Here is a 20,426-nt window from a genome sequence, read left to right on the forward strand (position 1 = left end):
CTATTGAGTCATGGCAGAAGCAGCCGTAGATAACGTTCCGGCCAAGGCCACCCCGACCGACGGCAAACCGCCGCTGTTCGGCCTGTCCTTCCTGGAAAATCTCTCCGAGATGACCATGCTGCGTCAGGTGGGCCTGTTGGTCGGCCTGGCTGCCAGCGTGGCGATTGGTTTTGCCGTGGTGCTGTGGTCTCAGCAGCCGGACTACCGTCCTTTGTACGGCAGCCTGGAAGGCATGGACGCCAAGCAAGTCATGGAGACCCTGGCTTCTGCCGACATTCCATACACCGTCGAGCCCAACTCCGGCGCCTTGCTGGTCAAGGCTGACGATGTCGCCCGTGCGCGCCTCAAGCTCGCCGCCGCCGGCGTGACGCCGAGCGACGGCAATGTCGGTTTCGAGATCCTCGACAAGGACCAGGGCCTGGGCACCAGCCAGTTCATGGAAGCGACCCGTTATCGTCGTGGCCTGGAAGGCGAACTGGCGCGTACCATCTCCAGCCTGAACAACGTCAAGGGGGCTCGTGTGCACCTGGCGATTCCGAAAAGCTCGGTGTTTGTGCGTGATGAGCGCAAGCCGAGTGCTTCGGTACTGGTCGACCTTTATCCGGGCCGTGCCCTCGAGCCTGGCCAGGTCCTGGCGATCGTCAATCTGGTGGCGACCAGCGTTCCCGAGTTGAGCAAGTCGCAGATCACCGTGGTCGACCAGAAAGGCAACCTGCTGTCCGATCAGGTGGAAAACTCCGAACTGACCATGGCCGGCAAACAATTCGATTACAGCCGTCGCATGGAAGGCATGTTGACCCAGCGTGTGCATAACATCCTGCAACCGATCCTGGGCAATGACCGTTACAAAGCCGAAGTGTCGGCCGATGTGGATTTCAGCGCCGTTGAATCGACGTCCGAGCAATTCAACCCCGATCAGCCGGCGTTGCGCAGCGAGCAGTCGGTCACCGAGCAGCGCACCGCCAGCAATGGCCCACAAGGTGTGCCCGGTGCCTTGAGCAACCAGCCGCCATCACCGGCCAGTGCGCCGCAGACCACGGGTGGTGCCGCCGGTGCCGCCGGCATGGTGCAGCCAGGCCAGCCGCTGGTGGACGCCAACGGTCAGCAGATCATGGACCCGGCCACCGGCCAGCCGATGCTCGCGCCGTACCCGGCCGACAAGCGTCAGCAAGCGACCAGGAACTTCGAACTGGACCGTTCCATCAGCCACACCAAGCAACAGCAGGGGCGTTTGAACCGTCTGTCGGTTGCGGTGGTGGTGGACGATCAGGTCAAGGTCAACCCGGCCAATGGCGAAACCACCCGTGCGCCATGGAGCGCCGACGAACTGGCGCGCTTCACCCGCCTGGTGCAAGACGCCGTCGGTTTCGACGCCAGCCGTGGTGACAGCGTCAGCGTGATCAACGTGCCGTTCTCCTCCGAGCGCGGAGAGGTGATCGCCGAAATTCCGTTTTATTCGCAACCCTGGTTCTGGGATGTGGTCAAGCAAGTATTGGGCGTGCTGTTCATCCTGGTGCTGGTATTCGGGGTGCTGCGTCCGGTGCTCAACAACATCACCAATGGCGGCAAGAACAAGCAACTGGCCGGCCTGGGTGATGTAGAGCTGGGAGGCATGGGCGGCCTGGATGGCGAATTGGCCAACGATCGCGTCAGCCTCGGCGGGCCGCAGAGCATTCTGCTGCCAAGCCCGAGCGAAGGTTATGACGCACAGTTGAACGCCATCAAGAGTCTGGTGGCAGAAGATCCGGGTCGTGTGGCCCAGGTCGTGAAAGAGTGGATTAACGCAGATGAGTGATAATCGAGCCGCCGTAGCCAAATTGTCCCGGGTCGACAAAGCCGCGATCCTGCTGCTGTCCCTGGGGTCGACCGATGCCGCCCAGGTGCTGCGTCACATGGGGCCCAAGGAGGTCCAGCGTGTGGGCGTGGCCATGGCCCAGATGGGTAACGTGCATCGTGAACAGGTCGAGCAGGTCATGAGCGAGTTCGTCGACATCGTCGGCGATCAGACCAGCCTCGGCGTCGGTTCCGATGACTACGTGCGCAAAATGCTCACCCAGGCCCTGGGCGAAGACAAGGCCAACGGTCTGATCGACCGGATCCTGCTGGGTGGCAACACCAGTGGCCTGGACAGCCTCAAGTGGATGGAGCCACGTGCCGTGGCCGACGTGATCCGTTACGAGCACCCGCAGATCCAGGCGATCGTGGTGGCCTACCTCGATCCGGACCAGGCCGGCGAAGTGCTCGGCAACTTCGATCACAAGGCGCGCCTGGACATCATTCTGCGGGTGTCGTCGCTCAACACCGTGCAGCCGGCGGCCCTGAAGGAATTGAACCAGATCCTCGAGAAGCAGTTCTCGGGCAACTCCAATGCCTCGCGCACCACCCTGGGTGGCATCAAGCGTGCGGCGGACATCATGAACTTCCTCGACAGTTCGATCGAAGGTCAGCTGATGGACTCGATCCGCGAGTTCGACGAAGACCTGTCCGGTCAGATCGAAGACCTCATGTTCGTGTTCAACAACCTGGCCGATGTCGACGACCGTGGTATCCAGGCCCTGTTGCGCGAAGTGTCCTCCGATGTGCTGGTGCTGGCCCTCAAGGGATCGGACGAAGGCGTCAAGGAAAAGATCTTCAAGAACATGTCCAAGCGGGCGGCCGAACTGTTGCGCGACGACCTCGAGGCCAAGGGCCCGGTGCGCGTCAGCGACGTGGAAACCGCACAGAAGGAAATCCTCACCATCGCCCGTCGCATGGCCGAAGCCGGAGAAATCGTGCTCGGTGGCAAGGGCGGCGAAGAGATGATCTAAGGTCGTTATGTCTGCCAAGAGTGATGAAGCACCCAGCGACCTGATCCGCGCCCGGGACGTCGGCGGTTTCGACGTCTGGTCGCTGCCCAGCTTCGACCCCCATGTGCCGGAGCCTGAACCCGAGCCGGTGGAGGAGTTGCCGGAAATCGAGGAAGTGCCACTGGAGGAAGTCCAGCCGCTGACCTTGGAGGAAGTCGAAAGCATTCGTCAGGAAGCCTACAACGAAGGCTTCGCCATCGGTGAAAAGGAAGGCTTCCACAGCACCTCGATCAAGGTCCGCCAGGAAGCCGACATTGCACTGGCGGCCAAGCTTCAGACGATGGAGGCGTTGATGCACAACCTGTTCGAGCCCATCGCCGAGCAGGATACGCAGATCGAAAAATCCCTGGTGGGGTTGGTGCAGCACATCGCCCGGCAGGTGATCCAGCGCGAACTGGCCATCGATTCGAGCCAGATCGAACACGTCATGCGCGAAGCCCTCAAGCTCTTGCCACTGGGCGTGGACAATGTGCGGCTCTACATCAATCCCCAGGATTTTGCGTTGGTCAAGGCCTTGCGCGAACGTCATGAGGAAACCTGGCGCATCGTCGAAGACGAGTCCATGCTGCCGGGCGGTTGCCGGGTGGAAACCGAACACAGCCGCATTGACGCGACCATCGAAACCCGCATTGCGCAGATCATGGCCAAGTTGTTCGACCAGCTTCACGAGCAGGCCCTGCATCCGGCCGCTCCGGACCTGAGCCTGCAATTGCCGGATGAACCCAAGGTCACCGCTGGCGTCAGCCCGGACGCCGCTGAATTGATCGCAGCTGAACCGGATGGTCGCGATGCGTCTTGAACGAACCAGCTTCGGCAAGCGCCTGGGCAGCTATGCCGAGGCCACCGAACTGGCCGGCCAGCCCATCCTGGAAGGGCGCCTGCTGCGCATGGTCGGCCTGACCCTCGAAGCCGAAGGCCTGCGCGCCGCCATGGGCAGCCGCTGCCTGGTCATCAACGACGACACTTATCATCCCGTACAGGTCGAAGCCGAAGTCATGGGCTTCTCCGGCAGCAAAGTCTTTTTGATGCCGGTGGGCAGTGTGGCCGGGATCGCCCCCGGTGCGCGCGTGGTGCCTTTGGCCGATACGGGCCGACTGCCCATGGGCATGAGCATGCTCGGCCGAGTGCTGGATGGGGCCGGTCGTGCCCTGGATGGCAAGGGCGGCATGAAGGCCGAGGACTGGGTGCCGATGGACGGCCCGACCATCAACCCGCTCAAGCGTGATCCCATCAGCGTTCCGCTGGACGTGGGCATTCGTTGCATCAACGGTTTGTTGACGGTGGGGCGCGGTCAGCGTCTGGGTCTGTTCGCCGGTACCGGCGTGGGCAAGAGTGTGCTGTTGGGCATGATGACCCGCTTCACCGAAGCCGACATCATCGTGGTCGGGTTAATCGGCGAGCGGGGTCGTGAGGTAAAGGAATTCATTGAGCACATCCTCGGCGAGGAGGGCCTCAAGCGTTCCGTCGTGGTGGCTTCGCCGGCGGACGATGCGCCGTTGATGCGGTTGCGGGCCGCCATGTATTGCACCCGTATTGCCGAATATTTCCGCGACAAGGGCAAGAATGTCCTGTTGCTGATGGACTCGCTGACCCGTTTCGCCCAGGCCCAGCGGGAAATCGCCCTGGCCATCGGCGAGCCCCCGGCCACCAAGGGTTATCCACCTTCGGTGTTCGCCAAATTGCCCAAGCTGGTGGAGCGTGCCGGTAACGCCGAAAAGGGCGGCGGTTCGATCACCGCGTTCTATACCGTCCTTTCCGAAGGGGACGACCAGCAGGATCCCATTGCCGACTCGGCGCGGGGTGTGCTCGACGGGCACATCGTGCTGTCCCGGCGCCTGGCGGAGGAGGGGCATTACCCGGCCATCGATATCGAGGCGTCCATCAGCCGGGTCATGCCGTCCGTCATCAGCGCCGAACACCTGAAGCGTGCGCAACAGTTCAAGCAATACTGGTCGCGTTACCAGCAGAGCCGCGATCTGATCAGTGTGGGGGCCTACGTGCCGGGTGGCGACCGCGAGACGGACACTGCCATCAATCTTTATCCGGCCATGGCGGTTTACCTGCGCCAGAGCCTGAACGACAACATTGGCATGGGAGCCAGCGAAGCGCACCTGCAGACCATCTTCGCCCCGGTATCCGGCGGATAACCGATCATGGCCACGAGTCGTGCGGCGCGTCTGGCGCCTGTGGTGGATATGGCGGAAAAGGCCGAGAAAACTGCCGTTCAACGTTTGGCGTATTTTCAGGGCCAGGTGGCCGTCGCCGAAAGCAAACTGGCGGACCTCGAGAATTTTCGCCTCGAATATCAGGAACAATGGATCGCCCGTGGCAGCCACGGCGTTTCCGGCCAGTGGTTATTGGGCTATCAGGGGTTTCTCGCGCAACTGGGGACGGCCATCGACCAGCAGCGCCAGAGCCTGGTCTGGCACCAGAACAATCTGGAGAAGGCTCGCCAGAGCTGGCAAGAGGCCTTCGCCCGGGTCGAAGGGCTGCGCAAGCTGGTGCAGCGCTATATCGATGAGGCGCGGCAGTTGGAGGACAAGCGCGAGCAAAAATTGCTGGATGAACTGTCCCAGCGCCTGCCGCGCCAGGATCCATTCTGATCGCGGCACCGAATTTAGAGGAACGGGCGATCCAAAACCTTGCTCAGACCTCTACCAGGTGCTACACCTTGTACACGTATGTCCATGACAGGGAAGCCTACTATGTCAGTCGTTACAGAAGTCTCCGGCGATGGGAAGAAACTGACGATTTCGATCAAGGGTCGTTTCGATTTCGGGCGGCATCAGGAATTTCGTGAATCTTACGAAAAGTTTTCCCAAAAGCCCGAAATTTACGTCGTGGATCTGAAAGACACCACTTATCTTGATAGCTCCGCCTTGGGCATGTTGCTCCTGCTTCGGGATTACGCCGGAGGGGAAGACGCCAATGTGAGCGTCTCCAACTGCAGTGCGGATGTGCGCAAGATTCTTGCGATTTCCAATTTCGACAAGCTGTTCGACATCGACGGCCCGAAAGAGGACAGGTCGGATCCTAAAGACGCAGCGCAGCACGACCACGCCCATCGGGACAAGCTTCATGCAGGCAAAGCTTGACCGGCAGCCATGTTGTCCGATACCGAGCCCCTGACGGTCCTGATTGCCGAGGACAGTGCCGCTGATCGGCTGCTGTTGTCGACCATTGTCCGTCGCCAGGGTCATCATGTGCTGACTGCCGCCGATGGCGCCGAGGCGGTGGAGGTATACCGGCAGCAACGTCCTCACATGGTATTGATGGATGCCATGATGCCCGTCATGGACGGATTCGAAGCGGCACAGAAGATCAAGCACCTGGCCGGCGAACAGCTGGTCCCCATCATCTTTCTCACGTCCTTGACCGAAAGTGAAGCCTTGGCTCGTTGCCTGGAGGCCGGTGGCGACGATTTCCTGGCCAAACCCTATAACCAGGTGATTCTGGCGGCCAAGATCAAGGCCATGGACCGCTTGCGCCGGTTGCAGGCCACGGTTGTCGAACAGCGCGACCAGATCGCTCGACACCATGATTACCTGCTCAACGAACAACGGGTCGCCAAGGCCGTGTTCGACAAGATCGCCCATTCCGGCTGCCTGAGCGCGCCGAATATCCGATACCTGCAATCGCCCTATGCCCTGTTCAACGGCGATTTGCTCCTGGCCGCCTTCAATCCGGCCGGAGACATGCACGTCCTGTTGGGGGATTTTACCGGGCACGGCTTGCCGGCGGCGGTCGGCGCCATGCCCTTGGCGGAGGTCTTCTACGGCATGACCGCCAAGGGCTACGGCCTGGCGCAGATCCTGCGGGAGATGAATGCCAAGCTCAAGCGCATCCTGCCGGTCGACATGTTTTGCTGCGCGACGCTGTTGTGCCTGAGCTTTCAGCGTTGCACCGTGGAAATCTGGAACGGTGGCATGCCCGACGGCTACCTGCATGACAGTCTCAGCGGCGCGCGCAAGCCCCTGCCAGCGCGCCATTTGCCGTTGGGCGTACTGACGCCACAACTGTTCGACGACCGTACCGAAGTGCATCCCATGGCGGTGGGGGATCGGGTATTCCTGTTGTCGGATGGTGTGATCGATACCAGTAATGAAGAGGAAGAACTGTTCGGTGTGGAACGGCTACAGGCGGTATTCGCTGCCAATCGCGAGCCGGACTGCCTTTTTGAAGAAATCCAGCAGTCGCTGCGCGAGTTCCGTGGCGAGGCTCGCGATGACTTCAGCATGGTGGAGGTGCGGATGGTTGCGCCGACGCAACTCAACCCGCCGCCACCGGTCTATTCCGATAGCGGCCAGTCCAGCCCCCTGGACTGGTCGGTGAGCTTCGAATTCCGGGCGCAGACGCTCAGGCGGTTCAATCCGATGCCGTACTTGCTGCAGCTGTTGCAGGAGGTTCATGGGCTCAGGGCTCAGAGTGGAGCCCTCTACAGCGTTCTCTCGGAGCTGTATTCCAACGCCCTTGAGCATGGGGTGCTGGGACTCGACTCGGGTATCAAGCGTGATGCGTCGGGTTTTGCGCGCTACTATACGGAGCGCAACTCACGCCTGGAGGCGTTGAGTGACGGTCATATCAGGGTGCATTTGCACGTTACCCCCCATGGTGAGGGGGGGCGCTTGGTGATTGAGGTCGAAGACAGTGGTGGGGGCTTCGATGTCGCCCATGTGCTGGCGCGCCCGCAGGACTGCGACAGGCTGTCCGGGCGAGGCGTGAGCCTGGTACGCCAGTTGAGCCATCAGGCCGTCTGGTCAGACGATGGTCGTAATGTACGCGTGGAGTTTTTCTGGGAGGCTCTGGCATAATCCAGGCCATTCTTGATCAAGGAGTGAACAAGTGAGTGAGATACATCTGGACCGCGATGTGCTCAGCACATTGAAGGAAGTCATGGAGGAAGGGTATCTGGAATTGCTCGATACCTTCCTCAACGATTCCGAGGCTCGCCTTCGGGTGCTGCACGAGGCCCGCGACGCCGAGAAACTGAGTGCCACGGCCCATAGCTTCAAGGGCAGCAGCAGCAACATGGGCGCCATCCGCCTGGCCGAGCTGTGCGGTGAGCTGGAGCAGCGCGCCAAACAGCCTTCGCTGGGTGGCATCGAGAAACTGGTCAGCGAAATCGACAGTGAATTTGCTCATGTGCGCAACCTTTGCAGGGAAGAGCGCGAAGGTTTCCACTGCTGAGAGTCGTGCGCGCAATTCCATGTTTGCCTGAGTTGGCCCAACCCTTGCAGTGACTTGTCCCGACTGTACCTATGATTTCAGTGCAGCGGAGACTTTTATGCCCGTTACGCCCAACACACTGCTGCAGGCCGCTACCCAGGCCAAGCCCCAGACCGCCGTCAATTCACCGGCAGCGGCCCCGGAGCCAGGGAATAGAGCCTCCAGCTTCGCGCAGGTCTTCGCCAAGCAGACGCCTGTCAAATCACCGTCGGTCTCGGACCCTTCGATCAAGCCGGTGCGTGATAAGAGCCCCGACAACCCCGTCAAGAAGGAGGTCGACAGCGAAACGGCTGCCGCGCCAGAACCGACCGTTGCCGATAGCGGCAAACCTTTGCCCGCCGACAAGCCGGCTACGGCTGACGATCAGGGCGCCAGCGAAGACCGCGACGATACCGCCCAAGCGCCTGTGGCCGAGGCTCAGCCTGCCGATCCGACGCTCGATCCTGCCTTGTTGCCGGAGACCGTCGCACCGGTCGTGACCGTGGAGGTTGCCCCCGCGCCGGTGGACGCTTCCTCTGCATCTCAAGTGGCTACTGCGGTGGCATCGCCGGTTGTTCCCCTGATCACGCCGGCCAAGGCCGAGACGCCAGTGGTGGATCCGGAGTTCGATCCACAGGCTGATCCCCTCGATGCCCTGCCAGTGCTGCGCCTGGCGATGGAGCAGAGCGGCCATGTTTCCGCTGCCAGCCAGCCAAAGGCGGCCGCTACGGCGCCGCTCGAAGCTGAACAGACGTCCACGTCGGCCCAGGCATTTGCCGCCGGCATGGCCAATATGCTCAGCGTCCAGGCCGACCAGGACAGCACCGGCCCGGGTAGTCAGGGCGGCGACAAAGCCTTTAGCGGCCTCATCAGCGAAGGTCTGAAGGATTTGGGCGCTGCATCCAGCGATACCCGGGTGGATGATTTCGCCAACCGTCTGGCGGCACTGACCCAGGCCGCTACACCCAAGACGGCCAATGCGGTACCGGTCAACCAGCCCATCGCCATGAACCAGAGCGGTTGGACTGAAGAAATCGTCAACCGGGTCATGTACCTCTCCAGCGCCAATCTCAAGGCGGCGGACATCCAATTGCAGCCGGCCGAACTCGGGCGACTGGATATCCGGGTGAACATGGTTCCGGACCAGCAGACCCAGGTGACCTTCATGAGCGCCCATTCCGGCGTTCGCGAGGCCCTCGAAGGCCAGATGCACCGCTTGCGGGACAGTTTCGCCCAACAGGGCATGGGGCAGGTCGATGTCAACGTTTCCGATCAGTCCCGTGGCTCCCAGAACCAGGACCAACAGGCACAGCAGCAGGCCCAGGCCGGACGCATCACCTCAAGCGGTTCGCGTCTGGATTCGGCCGATGAAAGCCTGCCGGCCAACGTGGCCGATGCCGCAGCCAACACCACCAGCGTCATCGGCACCAGCGCGGTGGATTACTACGCCTGATCAGGCGCCACAGACCCTGTGGGAGCGGGCTTGCTCGCGAAAGCGGTATATCAGTATCGATGACGTCGACTGACACTCCGCCTTCGCGAGCAAGCCCGCTCCCACAGTTGTTTTGAGTTTTGCAAATTGCTTCTGGCATAACACTTGCTCCTGCCTTCCCATGCAACCGTAAACCCCCCGATTAGTGACGGATTATTGGCATGGCGAAGAGCGAAGCAGCAGCTGTAAAAGACCCCGCGACCAAAGGCAAACTCAAGATGATCATTCTGATCGTGGTGGGCTTGCTGCTGGCGATCGGTGTTTCCGTGGGGGCGACGTGGTATTTCATGCACAACGCTCAAAGCAAGCCAGCGCCCGTGGCCGAAGCGGCTCCGGTCGGCAAGCAGCCGGCTATTTTCGAGCCCATGGCGCCTGCGTTCGTGGCCAACTACACCCAGAATGGTCGCCAGCGCTACATGCAGGTCAGCATTACCTTGTTGGGCCGCAACCAGGCCGACCTCGAAGCGCTGCGTGTGCACATGCCGCTGATCCGCAATAACCTGGTGATGCTGTTTTCCGGACAGAATTTCGACACCCTGGCGACTCCGGTCGGCCAGGAAATGCTCCGTCAGAAAGCCACGGCCAGCGTTCAGGAAGTGGCTCAGAAAGAGCTGGGCAAAGTGGTGATCGAACAACTGCTTTTCACTAACTTCGTATTGCAGTAGGAACACGACATGGCCGTGCAGGACCTTTTGTCCCAGGACGAAATCGACGCGCTGTTGCATGGTGTCGACGACGGCCTGGTGCAGACCGAAACCGCTACTGAACCGGGCAGCGTCAAAAGCTATGACCTGACCAGCCAGGACCGCATCGTTCGTGGACGCATGCCGACCCTGGAGATGATCAACGAGCGTTTTGCCCGATACACCCGCATCAGCATGTTCAACATGCTGCGCCGTTCGGCCGACGTGGCCGTCGGTGGCGTGCAGGTGATGAAGTTCGGTGAGTACGTGCATTCGCTGTATGTGCCCACCAGCTTGAACCTCGTGAAGATCAAGCCGCTGCGCGGTACCGCGTTGTTCATTCTGGACGCCAAGCTGGTGTTCAAGCTGGTGGACAACTTCTTTGGCGGCGACGGTCGGCACGCCAAGATCGAAGGGCGTGAATTCACTCCCACCGAATTGCGGGTGGTGCGCATGGTGCTGGAGCAGGCCTTCGTTGACCTGAAGGAAGCCTGGCAGGCGATCATGGAAGTGAACTTCGAGTACATCAACTCGGAGGTGAACCCGGCCATGGCCAACATCGTTGGCCCGAGCGAAGCCATTGTGGTATCGACTTTCCACATCGAGCTCGACGGAGGAGGCGGTGATCTGCACGTGACCATGCCTTATTCGATGATCGAGCCGGTGCGCGAAATGCTCGACGCCGGTTTCCAGTCGGACCTCGACGATCAGGACGAGCGCTGGATCAATGCCCTGCGCCAGGACGTCCTGGACGTGGATGTGCCGATCGGGGCGACGGTTGCCCGGCGTCAACTGCGCCTGCGGGACATCCTGCACATGCAGCCAGGGGACATCATTCCCGTCGAAATGCCCGAAGACATGATCATGCGCGCCAACGGCGTGCCGGCCTTCAAGGTCAAGATGGGCTCTCACAAAGGCAACCTGGCGTTGCAGGTAATCGAGCCGATCGAACGCCGTTGAGTGGTGTCGAACGCTGTAATCGAATTTAGGTTTTTTACTGATTTTTGCCCGCCGAGGACAAATGATGGCTAACGATATGAACAACCAGGACGACCAGGCGCTGGCCGATGAATGGGCTGCGGCCCTGGAAGAAGCCGGTGAAGCCGGGCAGGCCGACATCGACGCCTTGCTGGCCGCCGACACCGGCGCCCATGCGTCCAACCGTCTGCCGATGGAAGAGTTTGGCAGCGTGCCCAAGAGTCATGAGCCGGTGACGCTGGATGGACCGAACCTGGACGTGATTCTCGACATCCCGGTGTCGATATCCATGGAAGTGGGCAGCACCGACATCAATATCCGCAACCTGCTGCAGCTCAACCAGGGGTCGGTGATCGAGCTGGACCGCCTGGCCGGCGAACCGCTGGACGTGCTGGTCAACGGCACCCTGATCGCCCATGGCGAGGTGGTGGTGGTCAACGAGAAGTTCGGCATCCGCCTGACGGACGTGATCAGCCCGAGCGAACGCATCAAGAAGCTGCGCTGAGTGAAAGGGGTTATCGCAACAGCCCTCATGCTGCCGTTCAGCGTGTTGGCCGCCGAGCCTGCGGCGACTGCAACGGCAAGCGCAGCGGCGACCGGCAGTGGCATGGCCGGGCAGCTGGCGCAATTGGTGCTCGGCCTGCTGTTGGTGCTGGGGTTGATCTTTTTCCTGGCCTGGCTGCTGCGTCGCGTTCAGCAGGCGGGGCCGGCCGGCAAGGGGCAGGTCATCGACATCGTCGGCTCCCGCGCGCTGGGGCCGCGTGATCGTCTGGTGCTGGTGCAGGTTGGCAATGAACAGATCCTGCTGGGCATGAGTCCCGGCACCATCACCGCGTTGCACGTGCTCAAGGAGCCGGTGCAGGTGCCCACTTCCGAACAGGCTGCTCCCGAATTTGCCCAGCGCCTCATGGAACTGCTGGGTAAAGACCAGAAGGATAGAAAGTAATGCCGTTGCGCATTCTGTTGGCGCTGGCCTTGATGCTGGCCGCACCGTTGGCGTTTGCCGCCGATCCGTTGTCGATCCCGGCGATCACCCTCGGCACCAACGCCGAAGGAGCCCAGGAATACTCGGTCAGCCTGCAAATCCTGCTGATCATGACGGCGCTGAGTTTCATCCCTGCGTTCGTCATGCTGATGACCAGTTTCACCCGGATCATCATTGTCTTTTCGATCCTGCGCCAGGCCCTTGGCCTGCAGCAGACGCCGTCGAACCAGATCCTTACCGGCATGGCGCTGTTCCTGACCATGTTCATCATGGCTCCGGTGTTCGATCGGGTGAACCAGGATGCGCTGCAACCTTACCTGGCAGAGAAAATCACCGCCCAGGAAGCCGTGGCCAAGGCTGAGGTGCCGGTCAAGGACTTCATGCTGGCCCAGACCCGCAGCAGCGACCTGGAACTGTTCATGCGCCTGTCCAAGCGTACGGATATCCCCAGCGCCGACCAGGCGCCGCTGACCATCCTGGTGCCGGCCTTCGTGACGTCCGAGCTGAAAACCGCGTTCCAGATTGGCTTCATGATTTTCATCCCGTTCCTGATTATCGACCTGGTGGTCGCCAGTGTGCTGATGGCGATGGGTATGATGATGCTGTCGCCGCTGATCATTTCCCTGCCGTTCAAGATCATGCTGTTTGTGCTGGTGGATGGCTGGGCCTTGATCATCGGTACGCTGGCAGGCAGTTTCGGCGGTGTTTAGACCATTCGTGCAGGTAGCAAGATATGACGCCTGAAGTAGCGGTAGACCTGTTCCGCGAGGCTCTCTGGCTGACGACCATGATGGTGGCCGTGCTGGTGATTCCCAGTTTGTTGGTGGGCCTGCTGGTGGCGATGTTCCAGGCCGCAACCCAGATCAACGAACAGACCCTCAGCTTCCTGCCACGTCTGCTGGTCATGCTGGTGACGCTGATCGTCGCCGGTCCATGGCTGGTGCAAACCTTCATGGAATACATCCTGCAGTTGTACGGCAGTATTCCCCAGTTGATCGGTTGACCCGATGTCGATGCTAGCGTTGACGGACACCCAGATCAGTACGTGGGTGGCGTCCTTCATCCTGCCGCTGTTTCGCGTGACGGCCGTATTGATGAGCATGCCGGTCTTCGGCACGACTCTGGTACCCACGCGCGTGCGCCTTTATTTTGCCTTGGCTATCACAGTGGTCATCGTGCCCGGCCTGCCGCCGATGCCGCCGGTCAACGCCCTGGACCTCAGTGCGCTGATGCTGGTGGCCGAGCAGATCCTCATCGGTGTGTTGTTGGGTTTTTCGCTGCAATTGTTTTTCCAGGCGTTCGTGGTGGCCGGGCAGATCATCTCGATCCAGATGGGCATGGCTTTCGCCTCCATGATCGACCCCACCAACGGGGTCAACACGGCGGTGATCGGGCAGTTCCTGACCATGCTGGTTACGCTGCTGTTCCTGGCCATGAACGGTCATCTGGTGGTGTTCGAGGTATTGACCGAAAGCTTCACGACCTTGCCGGTGGGCAGTGCGATGCTGGTCAACCATTTCTGGGATGTCGCCGGCAAGCTCGGTTGGGTGCTGGGAGCTGCCATGGTTCTGGTCTTGCCTGCAATCACAGCATTGCTGATCGTCAATATCGCATTCGGGGTCATGACCCGCGCCGCGCCGCAACTGAACATTTTCTCCATCGGTTTTCCACTGACTCTCGTCCTTGGCATGGTGATTTTCTGGATCAGCCTGGGAGATATCCTCAATCAGTATCAGCCGCTGGCCACCCAGGCCTTGCAGTTGCTGCGTGACATGGCACAGGCGCGCTGAACCATGGCGGAAAGCGAGAGCGGTCAGGACAAGACAGAAGACCCCACGGACAAGCGCAAGCGCGAATCCCGGGAGAAGGGGGAGATTGCGCGCTCCAAGGAGCTCAACACCCTGGCGGTGACACTGGCCGGTGCCGGTGGACTGCTGATTTATGGGGGAGGATTGGCCCTGGACCTGCTGGAGATCATGCGCCTGAACTTCTCTTTGCCCCGTGAGGTGTTGCTCACGCCGGGGGCCATGACCCAATACCTGCTGCATTCGGGCAAGATCGCTATCCTGGCGATGCAGCCGATCCTGATTTTCCTTCTGCTGGCTGCCATCATCGGTCCGATTTCCCTGGGAGGGTGGTTGTTCGCGAGCGGAAGCCTGGCGCCCAAGTTCAGTCGGATGAATCCGCTCTCGGGTCTCAAGCGGATGTTCTCCACCACGGCGCTGATGGAGTTACTCAAGGCACTTGGCAAGTTCCTGCTGATCCTGTTCGTGGCCCTGACAGTGTTGCAAGCCGACATCGACGATCTGCTGCGCATCGCCCATGAACCGTTGGAGCAGGCCATCATCCACAGTGTGCAACTGGTGGGCTGGAGTACCTTGTGGATGGCCTGTGGTTTGATTCTGATCGCAGCGATCGACGTGCCGATCCAGCTCTATCAGAGCAAGCAGAAGCTGATGATGACCAAGCAGGAAGTTCGTGACGAACACAAGGAGCAGGAGGGCAAGCCCGAGGTCAAACAGCGGATTCGTCAGTTGCAACACGAAGTGTCCCAGCGGCGGATGATGGCGGCGATCCCGCAGGCCGATGTGGTCATCACCAACCCGACCCACTACGCCGTGGCGCTCAAGTACGACCCCGACAAAGGCAACGCCCCGGTGTTGCTCGCCAAGGGTAGCGACTTCCTGGCGTTGAAGATCCGTGAAATCGCCGTTGCCAACGAAGTGATGCTGCTCGAATCCCCGGCGCTGGCGCGGTCGATCTATTACTCCACCGAACTCGACCAGGAAATCCCTGGCGGCTTGTACCTGGCGGTGGCTCAGGTGTTGGCCTACGTGTACCAGATCCGTCAGCACCGCGCCGGCAAGGGCAAGCGACCCGAACCGCTCAAGGACTTGCCGATTCCGCCGGACCTGCGCCGCGACTCTTGATTCACCGGGTTGGCTTTCAGGCCCCTGTTCTGGCCTTTGGCAAAAGTTGGAAGGCTTCTTGCAATACCCCCTCCGAGCCCGCTCCGGGCGTCAAAAGTTTGCTTCACGGAACGGGGAATATTGGTGGATCGCTCTCAGCTACTCAGCACCGCGCGCAGCAACGTCGTAGACCTCAGCAGGGGCAATCTGGGCGTGCCGCTGTTGCTCATGGTCATGCTGGCCATGATGATGCTGCCGGTACCACCGTTCCTGCTGGACGTGTTCTTCACGTTCAACATCGCTTTGTCGATCGTGGTCCTGCTGGTCTGCGTGTACGCCCTGCGTCCGCTGGATTTCGCGGTGTTCCCCACCATCCTGCTGGTGGCAACGTTGTTGCGCCTGGCGCTGAACGTGGCGTCCACCCGCGTGGTCATGCTCCATGGCCAGGAAGGTCACGCCGCCGCCGGTAAGGTGATTCAGGCCTTCGGTGAGGTGGTGATCGGCGGTAACTACGTGGTCGGTATCGTGGTCTTCGCCATCCTGATGATCATTAACTTCGTGGTGGTGACCAAGGGTGCCGGACGGATTTCCGAGGTGAGCGCGCGCTTTACCCTCGATGCGATGCCCGGCAAGCAGATGGCAATCGACGCCGACCTCAACGCCGGTCTGATCGATCAGGGTCAGGCCAAGGCGCGTCGCTTGGAAGTGGCCCAGGAAGCCGAGTTCTACGGTTCCATGGACGGTGCCAGCAAATTCGTGCGCGGTGATGCCATCGCCGGTCTGCTGATCCTGTTCATCAACCTTATCGGCGGCATGGCTGTCGGTATTTTCCAGCATGGCATGACCTTCGGCGACGCCGGCAAGGTCTACGCGTTGCTGACCATCGGTGACGGTTTGGTGGCGCAATTGCCATCACTGTTGTTATCCACAGCCGCCGCGATCATGGTCACCCGTGCCTCGGGCTCCGAAGACATGGGCAAGCAGATCGGCCGGCAGATGTTCGCATCGCCCAAGGCTCTGGCCGTGGCCGCGGGTCTGATGGCGGTGATGGGGCTGGTGCCGGGCATGCCGCACATCTCCTTCCTGAGCATGGCGGCCGTGGCGGCAGGCGGTGCCTACCTGTTCTGGAAGAAGCAGAACGTGCAGAAGGAGCAGGCCCTGCAAGAGGTCAAGCGTCAGCAGGAGCTGTTGCCGTCGCCAGCGCGCGCCATGGAAACCAAGGAGCTGGGCTGGGACGACGTGACGCCCATCGACATGATCGGCCTGGAAGTCGGCTATCGCCTGATCCCATTGGTCGACCGTAACCAGGGCGGCCAGTTGCTGGCGCGGATCAAGGGCGTGCGCAAGAAGTTGTCCCAGGACCTGGGCTTCCTGATGCCCACCGTGCACATCCGCGACAACCTCGACCTGGCGCCGAGCGCCTATCGGCTGACGCTGATGGGGGTCATCCTGGCCGAGGCCGAGATCTACCCGGATCGCGAACTGGCGATCAACCCGGGTCAGGTCTATGGTTCGCTCAACGGCATCACCGCCAAGGATCCGGCTTTCGGCCTGGAAGCGGTGTGGATCGAAATCAGTCAACGGGCCCAGGCCCAGTCCCTCGGTTACACCGTGGTGGACGCCAGTACCGTGGTTGCAACCCATTTGAATCAAATTCTGTACAAGCACTCCAGCGAGCTGATTGGCCACGAAGAAGTCCAGCAATTGTTGCAGGTACTGGCCAAAGGCTCGCCCAAACTGGCCGAAGAGCTGGTGCCAGGTGTGGTTTCGTTGTCGCAACTGCTCAAGGTCCTGCAAGCGCTGCTGGCCGAACAGGTGCCGGTGCGCGACATCCGCAGTATCGCCGAAGCGATCGCCAACAACGCTTCCAAGAGTCAAGATACCGCCGCCCTGGTGGCTGCGGTGCGGGTCGGCGTATCCCGTGCAATCGTCCAAAGCATTGTAGGCACTGAGTCCGAGCTGCCTGTGATCACTCTGGAACCAAGGTTGGAACAGATATTGCTCAATAGTCTTCAGAAGGCAGGACAAGGCTCGGAAGAGGGTGTTCTGCTGGAGCCAAGCATGGCCGAGAAGCTGCAACGTTCGTTGATCGAGGCAGCCCAGCGGCAAGAGATGCAAGGCCAACCGGTGATCCTGCTGGTGGCAGGTCCGATCCGCGCGATGCTCTCGCGCTTCGGCCGCCTCGCAGTTCCGGGGCTGCATGTGCTGGCGTATCAGGAAATACCGGACAACAAGCAAGTGACCATTGTTGCGACAGTAGGGCCCAACGGCTGAGGTAGTGGTTTATGCAAGTGAAGCGTTTTTTCGCCGCCGATATGCGTCAGGCCATGAAACTGGTTCGTGACGAGCTGGGCGCCGAAGCAGCCATCATCGGCAACCGCCGGATCGCCGGCGGTGTCGAGCTGACGGCGGCCCTGGACTACAAACTGTCTGCGCTGGCCCCGCGGGTTCCGAACATGGAACTCGAGGATGAGCTGCGCAAGACCCAGTCGCGCATCGCCAGCGCCCAGGCTGAACTGAGCCTGCGCAGCAGCGAAGGCGAGGCCGCGGCGGGTACCAATCGTCAATTGTTCGCCGGCCAGCCGTTGACCGCCGGCCTGCCCTTGACCGCTGCCGAGCCACTGATCGAGCCGACCCCGGCCGAGCCGCGTCGTCCGGCTCCGGCACCGGCCGCGCCAGCCCCCGGTCTCGATCCGCGGGCCCTGGACTCGATGCGCTTCGAACTCAACAGCCTGCGCGAGTTGATGGAAGTCCAGCTCGGCTCCCTGGCCTGGAATCAGTTGCAAGGTAGCCGTCCGGCCCAGGCCAACCTGTGGCGTCGCCTGCAACGCATCGGCCTGTCCGGCCCGTTGGCTCGCGACCTGCTGGCGCTGATCAATGACATCGAGGAGCCTCGCCAGGCCTGGCGCATGCTGCTGGCGCACCTGGCACGGATGATCGCCACGCCGGAAGTCGAGCCGCTGGAAGAGGGCGGGGTGATTGCGATGGTCGGCCCGGCCGGCATGGGCAAGACCACCACCCTGGCCAAGCTCGCCGCCCGTTATGTACTCAAGTACGGTGCCCAGAGCATTGCCCTGGTCAGCATGGACAGTTTCCGCATCGGCGCCCAGGAACAGCTCAAGACCCTGGGTCGGATTCTCAATGTGTCGGTGACCCACGTGGACCCGGGCCAATCCCTGGCCCAGGCGCTGGAACCCCTGCTGCGCAAGCGCGTCGTGCTGATCGATACCGCCGGCCTGCAAGCCAGCGATCCGGCCCTGCGTATGCAGCTTGAAAGCCTGGCCGGTCGCGGTATACGGTCAAAAAATTATCTCGTGTTGGCAACCACCAGCCAGAAACAGGTTCTAACGGCCGCTTATCACAGCTACAAGCGCTGTGGTCTGGCCGGTTGCATCCTGACCAAGCTGGACGAAACGGCAAGCCTGGGCGAGGTATTGAGCCTGGCGATCGGTCACGATCTGCCGGTGGCGTACCTGACCGATGGGCCGCGGATCCCGGATGATTTGCATCTGCCGCGTCGCCATCAACTGGTCAGCCGTGCAGTGAGTGTGCAAATGCAGGACGAACCCAGCGAAGAAGCCATGGCTGACATGTTCGCTGATATCTACCACAGCCCGACCAAGCAGGTTGGCTGAGGTAATCATGAATATTTTTTTTGTACCTACATCGATGGTCTGCCATGCAATGTTCAATGTGAACGCGCAGCCAGTAATGTGGCCTCCGTCTAAGTAAGACAAGGTAAAGAACGAACATGGGCAGCATGCATCCCGTACAGGTGATCGCGGTGACCGGCGGCAAAGGTGGCGTCGGCAAGACTAACGTGTCAGTGAACTTGTCCCTGGCTCTGGCAGAGCTTGGCCGACGGGTCATGCTGCTGGACGCCGACCTGGGCCTGGCGAACGTCGACGTGCTGCTGGGGCTCACACCCAAGCGCACCCTGGCGGACGTCATCGAAGGTCGTTGCGAGCTGCGTGACGTGCTGCTGCAAGGCCCTGGCGGGATTCGCATCGTGCCGGCCGCCTCTGGCACCCAGAGCATGGTTCATCTGACTCCGGCGCAGCACGCGGGCCTGATCCAGGCGTTCAGCGACATCGGTGACAACCTCGATGTGCTGGTGATCGATACCGCGGCCGGCATCGGTGACTCGGTCGTCAGCTTTGTGCGCGCAGCCCAGGAGGTGTTGCTGGTGGTCTGCGACGAGCCGACGTCCATCACCGACGCCTATGCCCTGATCAAGCTGCTGAACCGCGACTACGGCATGAACCGCTTCCGCGTCCTGGCCAACATGGCCCAGAGCCCCCAGGAGGGACGCAACCTGTTCGCCAAGTTGACCAAGGTCACGGATCGCTTCCTGGATGTTGCGCTGCAATACGTGGGCGCCGTGCCTTACGACGAAAGCGTACGCAAGGCCGTCCAGAAGCAACGTGCCGTCTATGAAGCCTTTCCACGTTCCAAATGCGCGCTGGCGTTCAAGGCAATCGCCCAGAAGGTCGATACCTGGCCGCTACCGGCAAACCCACGCGGGCATCTGGAATTTTTCGTCGAGCGTCTTGTGCAACAAACAGCAGGGCCCGTGTTATGACAGCCAGCGGTTACAACCATCTCTACAAGAAATCGGCACGGGACGCCCAATACGAGCTGGTGGAGCGTTACGCGCCCCTGGTCAAGCGTATTGCCTATCACTTGCTGGCGCGTCTGCCAGCCAGTGTCCAGGTCGAGGATCTGATCCAGGCCGGCATGATCGGCCTGCTCGAAGTGGCGAACAAATACGACGCTAGCAAGGGCGCCAGTTTCGAGACCTACGCGGGTATCCGTATCCGTGGGGCGATGCTCGATGAGGTCCGCAAGGGCGATTGGGCACCGCGTTCGGTCCACCGCAATACCCGCATGGTCAGTGACGCGATTCGCGCCATTGAATCTAAAACCGGGCGTGACGCTAAAGATCACGAGGTTGCGGCCGAACTCCAGTTGAGTCTCGACGATTATTACGGGATTTTGAACGATACCCTGGGCAGCCGCCTGTTCAGTTTCGACGACCTGTTGCAGGACGGCGAACACGAAGGGCTGCATGAGGATGGCCCAAGTACCTACATGGAACCGTCGCGTGACCTGGAAGATGAACGCTTCCAGAGTGCGTTGGCGGATGCGATTGCCAATTTGCCGGAGCGCGAGCGACTGGTCTTGGCGCTGTACTACGACGAGGAGCTGAACCTCAAGGAAATCGGTGAAGTCCTGGGAGTCAGCGAATCGCGGGTCAGCCAGTTACACAGCCAGTGCGCGGCCCGTTTACGGGGGCGTTTGGGGGAGTGGCGAGCGCGCTGACAGGCG

At 61.1% G+C, this 20,426-nt stretch carries 20 protein-coding genes and 1 pseudogene; all 21 read left to right on the forward strand.

Features of this window, described 5'->3' with window-relative positions; genetic code table 11:
* The first annotated feature begins 10 nt into the window (after positions 1–10).
* The 21 genes and pseudogenes from fliF (at position 11) to fliA (ending at position 20,420) form a co-directional block, all read left to right on the forward strand.
* Positions 11–1,795: a flagellar basal-body MS-ring/collar protein FliF gene (gene fliF, locus AD666_RS18220; RefSeq protein WP_053154941.1), complete on the forward strand. Its 1,785-nt coding sequence runs from the start codon at positions 11–13 to the stop codon at positions 1,793–1,795.
* The gene (fliG, locus tag AD666_RS18225) at positions 1,788–2,807 is read left to right on the forward strand and encodes a flagellar motor switch protein FliG (RefSeq protein WP_053154943.1); all 1,020 of its coding nucleotides are present in this window, start codon (positions 1,788–1,790) and stop codon (positions 2,805–2,807) included. Before fliF ends, fliG begins: the two co-directional genes overlap by 8 nt.
* Positions 2,808–2,814: 7 nt before the next feature.
* Positions 2,815–3,645, forward strand: coding sequence for a flagellar assembly protein FliH (fliH, locus tag AD666_RS18230; protein ID WP_053154945.1), 831 nt, complete (start codon positions 2,815–2,817; stop codon positions 3,643–3,645).
* Positions 3,635–4,993 carry a flagellar protein export ATPase FliI gene (fliI, locus tag AD666_RS18235; RefSeq protein WP_053154947.1) on the forward strand — a complete coding sequence of 453 codons (1,359 nt, stop codon included), beginning with the start codon at positions 3,635–3,637 and terminating at the stop codon, positions 4,991–4,993. Before fliH ends, fliI begins: the two co-directional genes overlap by 11 nt.
* Before the next feature lie 6 nt (positions 4,994–4,999).
* On the forward strand, positions 5,000–5,449 hold the full coding sequence (fliJ, locus tag AD666_RS18240) for a flagellar export protein FliJ (protein WP_053154949.1): 450 nt from the start codon (positions 5,000–5,002) through the stop codon (positions 5,447–5,449).
* 102 nt (positions 5,450–5,551) lie between these two features.
* A pseudogene (locus AD666_RS18245) lies at positions 5,552–5,851 on the forward strand (STAS domain-containing protein); the annotation flags it as partial.
* Between the two features lie 99 nt (positions 5,852–5,950).
* Positions 5,951–7,657: a fused response regulator/phosphatase gene (locus AD666_RS18250; protein WP_053154951.1), complete on the forward strand. Its 1,707-nt coding sequence runs from the start codon at positions 5,951–5,953 to the stop codon at positions 7,655–7,657.
* 31 nt (positions 7,658–7,688) lie between these two features.
* Positions 7,689–8,033, forward strand: a complete 345-nt coding sequence (locus AD666_RS18255; RefSeq protein WP_042731736.1) for an Hpt domain-containing protein — start codon at positions 7,689–7,691, stop codon at positions 8,031–8,033.
* 97 nt (positions 8,034–8,130) lie between these two features.
* Positions 8,131–9,504 carry a flagellar hook-length control protein FliK gene (locus AD666_RS18260; RefSeq protein WP_053154953.1) on the forward strand — a complete coding sequence of 458 codons (1,374 nt, stop codon included), beginning with the start codon at positions 8,131–8,133 and terminating at the stop codon, positions 9,502–9,504.
* A 200-nt stretch (positions 9,505–9,704) separates the two neighbouring features.
* The gene (fliL, locus tag AD666_RS18265; protein WP_053154955.1) at positions 9,705–10,208 is read left to right on the forward strand and encodes a flagellar basal body-associated protein FliL; all 504 of its coding nucleotides are present in this window, start codon (positions 9,705–9,707) and stop codon (positions 10,206–10,208) included.
* Positions 10,209–10,217: 9 nt separating this feature from the next.
* On the forward strand, positions 10,218–11,186 hold the full coding sequence (gene fliM / locus AD666_RS18270) for a flagellar motor switch protein FliM (RefSeq protein ID WP_053154957.1): 969 nt from the start codon (positions 10,218–10,220) through the stop codon (positions 11,184–11,186).
* 64 nt (positions 11,187–11,250) lie between these two features.
* Positions 11,251–11,709 carry a flagellar motor switch protein FliN gene (gene fliN, locus AD666_RS18275; protein WP_053154959.1) on the forward strand — a complete coding sequence of 153 codons (459 nt, stop codon included), beginning with the start codon at positions 11,251–11,253 and terminating at the stop codon, positions 11,707–11,709.
* Between the two features lie 27 nt (positions 11,710–11,736).
* A complete protein-coding gene (fliO, locus tag AD666_RS18280; protein ID WP_156315965.1) occupies positions 11,737–12,150 on the forward strand; it encodes a flagellar biosynthetic protein FliO in 414 nt (137 codons plus the stop codon).
* Positions 12,150–12,899, forward strand: coding sequence for a flagellar type III secretion system pore protein FliP (gene fliP / locus AD666_RS18285; RefSeq protein ID WP_053154963.1), 750 nt, complete (start codon positions 12,150–12,152; stop codon positions 12,897–12,899). Before fliO ends, fliP begins: the two co-directional genes overlap by 1 nt.
* Before the next feature lie 23 nt (positions 12,900–12,922).
* Positions 12,923–13,192 carry a flagellar biosynthesis protein FliQ gene (fliQ, locus tag AD666_RS18290; RefSeq protein WP_047226258.1) on the forward strand — a complete coding sequence of 90 codons (270 nt, stop codon included), beginning with the start codon at positions 12,923–12,925 and terminating at the stop codon, positions 13,190–13,192.
* Between the two features lie 10 nt (positions 13,193–13,202).
* Entirely contained in the window at positions 13,203–13,979 is a 777-nt protein-coding gene (gene fliR, locus AD666_RS18295) for a flagellar biosynthetic protein FliR (RefSeq protein ID WP_371259605.1), read from the forward strand.
* Positions 13,980–13,982: 3 nt separating this feature from the next.
* Complete coding sequence (gene flhB / locus AD666_RS18300; protein ID WP_053154967.1) at positions 13,983–15,119, forward strand: flagellar biosynthesis protein FlhB; 1,137 nt, start codon at positions 13,983–13,985, stop codon at positions 15,117–15,119.
* Between the two features lie 123 nt (positions 15,120–15,242).
* On the forward strand, positions 15,243–17,372 hold the full coding sequence (gene flhA / locus AD666_RS18305) for a flagellar biosynthesis protein FlhA (RefSeq protein WP_053155391.1): 2,130 nt from the start codon (positions 15,243–15,245) through the stop codon (positions 17,370–17,372).
* Between the two features lie 11 nt (positions 17,373–17,383).
* Positions 17,384–18,733 carry a flagellar biosynthesis protein FlhF gene (gene flhF, locus AD666_RS18310; protein WP_053154970.1) on the forward strand — a complete coding sequence of 450 codons (1,350 nt, stop codon included), beginning with the start codon at positions 17,384–17,386 and terminating at the stop codon, positions 18,731–18,733.
* 116 nt (positions 18,734–18,849) lie between these two features.
* A complete protein-coding gene (fleN, locus tag AD666_RS18315; protein WP_003184001.1) occupies positions 18,850–19,680 on the forward strand; it encodes a flagellar synthesis regulator FleN in 831 nt (276 codons plus the stop codon).
* Positions 19,677–20,420 carry an RNA polymerase sigma factor FliA gene (gene fliA / locus AD666_RS18320; protein ID WP_053154972.1) on the forward strand — a complete coding sequence of 248 codons (744 nt, stop codon included), beginning with the start codon at positions 19,677–19,679 and terminating at the stop codon, positions 20,418–20,420. Before fleN ends, fliA begins: the two co-directional genes overlap by 4 nt.
* Positions 20,421–20,426 lie beyond the last annotated feature (6 nt).

It is taken from the genome of Pseudomonas sp. Pf153 (assembly GCF_001269775.1).
GTDB lineage: Bacteria > Pseudomonadota > Gammaproteobacteria > Pseudomonadales > Pseudomonadaceae > Aquipseudomonas > Aquipseudomonas uvaldensis.

What these genes read in the sequence shown, in the direction of transcription:
- fliF (WP_053154941.1), top strand. Translation starts at nt 11, where the DNA reads ATGGCAGAAGCAGCCGTAGATAACGTTCCGGCCAAGGCCACCCCGACC.
- fliG (WP_053154943.1), top strand. Translation starts at nt 1,788, where the DNA reads ATGAGTGATAATCGAGCCGCCGTAGCCAAATTGTCCCGGGTCGACAAA.
- fliH (WP_053154945.1), top strand. Translation starts at nt 2,815, where the DNA reads ATGTCTGCCAAGAGTGATGAAGCACCCAGCGACCTGATCCGCGCCCGG.
- fliI (WP_053154947.1), top strand. Translation starts at nt 3,635, where the DNA reads ATGCGTCTTGAACGAACCAGCTTCGGCAAGCGCCTGGGCAGCTATGCC.
- fliJ (WP_053154949.1), top strand. Translation starts at nt 5,000, where the DNA reads ATGGCCACGAGTCGTGCGGCGCGTCTGGCGCCTGTGGTGGATATGGCG.
- AD666_RS18250 (WP_053154951.1), top strand. Translation starts at nt 5,951, where the DNA reads ATGTTGTCCGATACCGAGCCCCTGACGGTCCTGATTGCCGAGGACAGT.
- AD666_RS18260 (WP_053154953.1), top strand. Translation starts at nt 8,131, where the DNA reads ATGCCCGTTACGCCCAACACACTGCTGCAGGCCGCTACCCAGGCCAAG.
- fliL (WP_053154955.1), top strand. Translation starts at nt 9,705, where the DNA reads ATGGCGAAGAGCGAAGCAGCAGCTGTAAAAGACCCCGCGACCAAAGGC.
- fliM (WP_053154957.1), top strand. Translation starts at nt 10,218, where the DNA reads ATGGCCGTGCAGGACCTTTTGTCCCAGGACGAAATCGACGCGCTGTTG.
- fliN (WP_053154959.1), top strand. Translation starts at nt 11,251, where the DNA reads ATGGCTAACGATATGAACAACCAGGACGACCAGGCGCTGGCCGATGAA.
- fliO (WP_156315965.1), top strand. Translation starts at nt 11,737, where the DNA reads ATGCTGCCGTTCAGCGTGTTGGCCGCCGAGCCTGCGGCGACTGCAACG.
- fliP (WP_053154963.1), top strand. Translation starts at nt 12,150, where the DNA reads ATGCCGTTGCGCATTCTGTTGGCGCTGGCCTTGATGCTGGCCGCACCG.
- fliQ (WP_047226258.1), top strand. Translation starts at nt 12,923, where the DNA reads ATGACGCCTGAAGTAGCGGTAGACCTGTTCCGCGAGGCTCTCTGGCTG.
- fliR (WP_371259605.1), top strand. Translation starts at nt 13,203, where the DNA reads ATGCTAGCGTTGACGGACACCCAGATCAGTACGTGGGTGGCGTCCTTC.
- flhB (WP_053154967.1), top strand. Translation starts at nt 13,983, where the DNA reads ATGGCGGAAAGCGAGAGCGGTCAGGACAAGACAGAAGACCCCACGGAC.
- flhF (WP_053154970.1), top strand. Translation starts at nt 17,384, where the DNA reads ATGCAAGTGAAGCGTTTTTTCGCCGCCGATATGCGTCAGGCCATGAAA.
- fleN (WP_003184001.1), top strand. Translation starts at nt 18,850, where the DNA reads ATGGGCAGCATGCATCCCGTACAGGTGATCGCGGTGACCGGCGGCAAA.
- fliA (WP_053154972.1), top strand. Translation starts at nt 19,677, where the DNA reads ATGACAGCCAGCGGTTACAACCATCTCTACAAGAAATCGGCACGGGAC.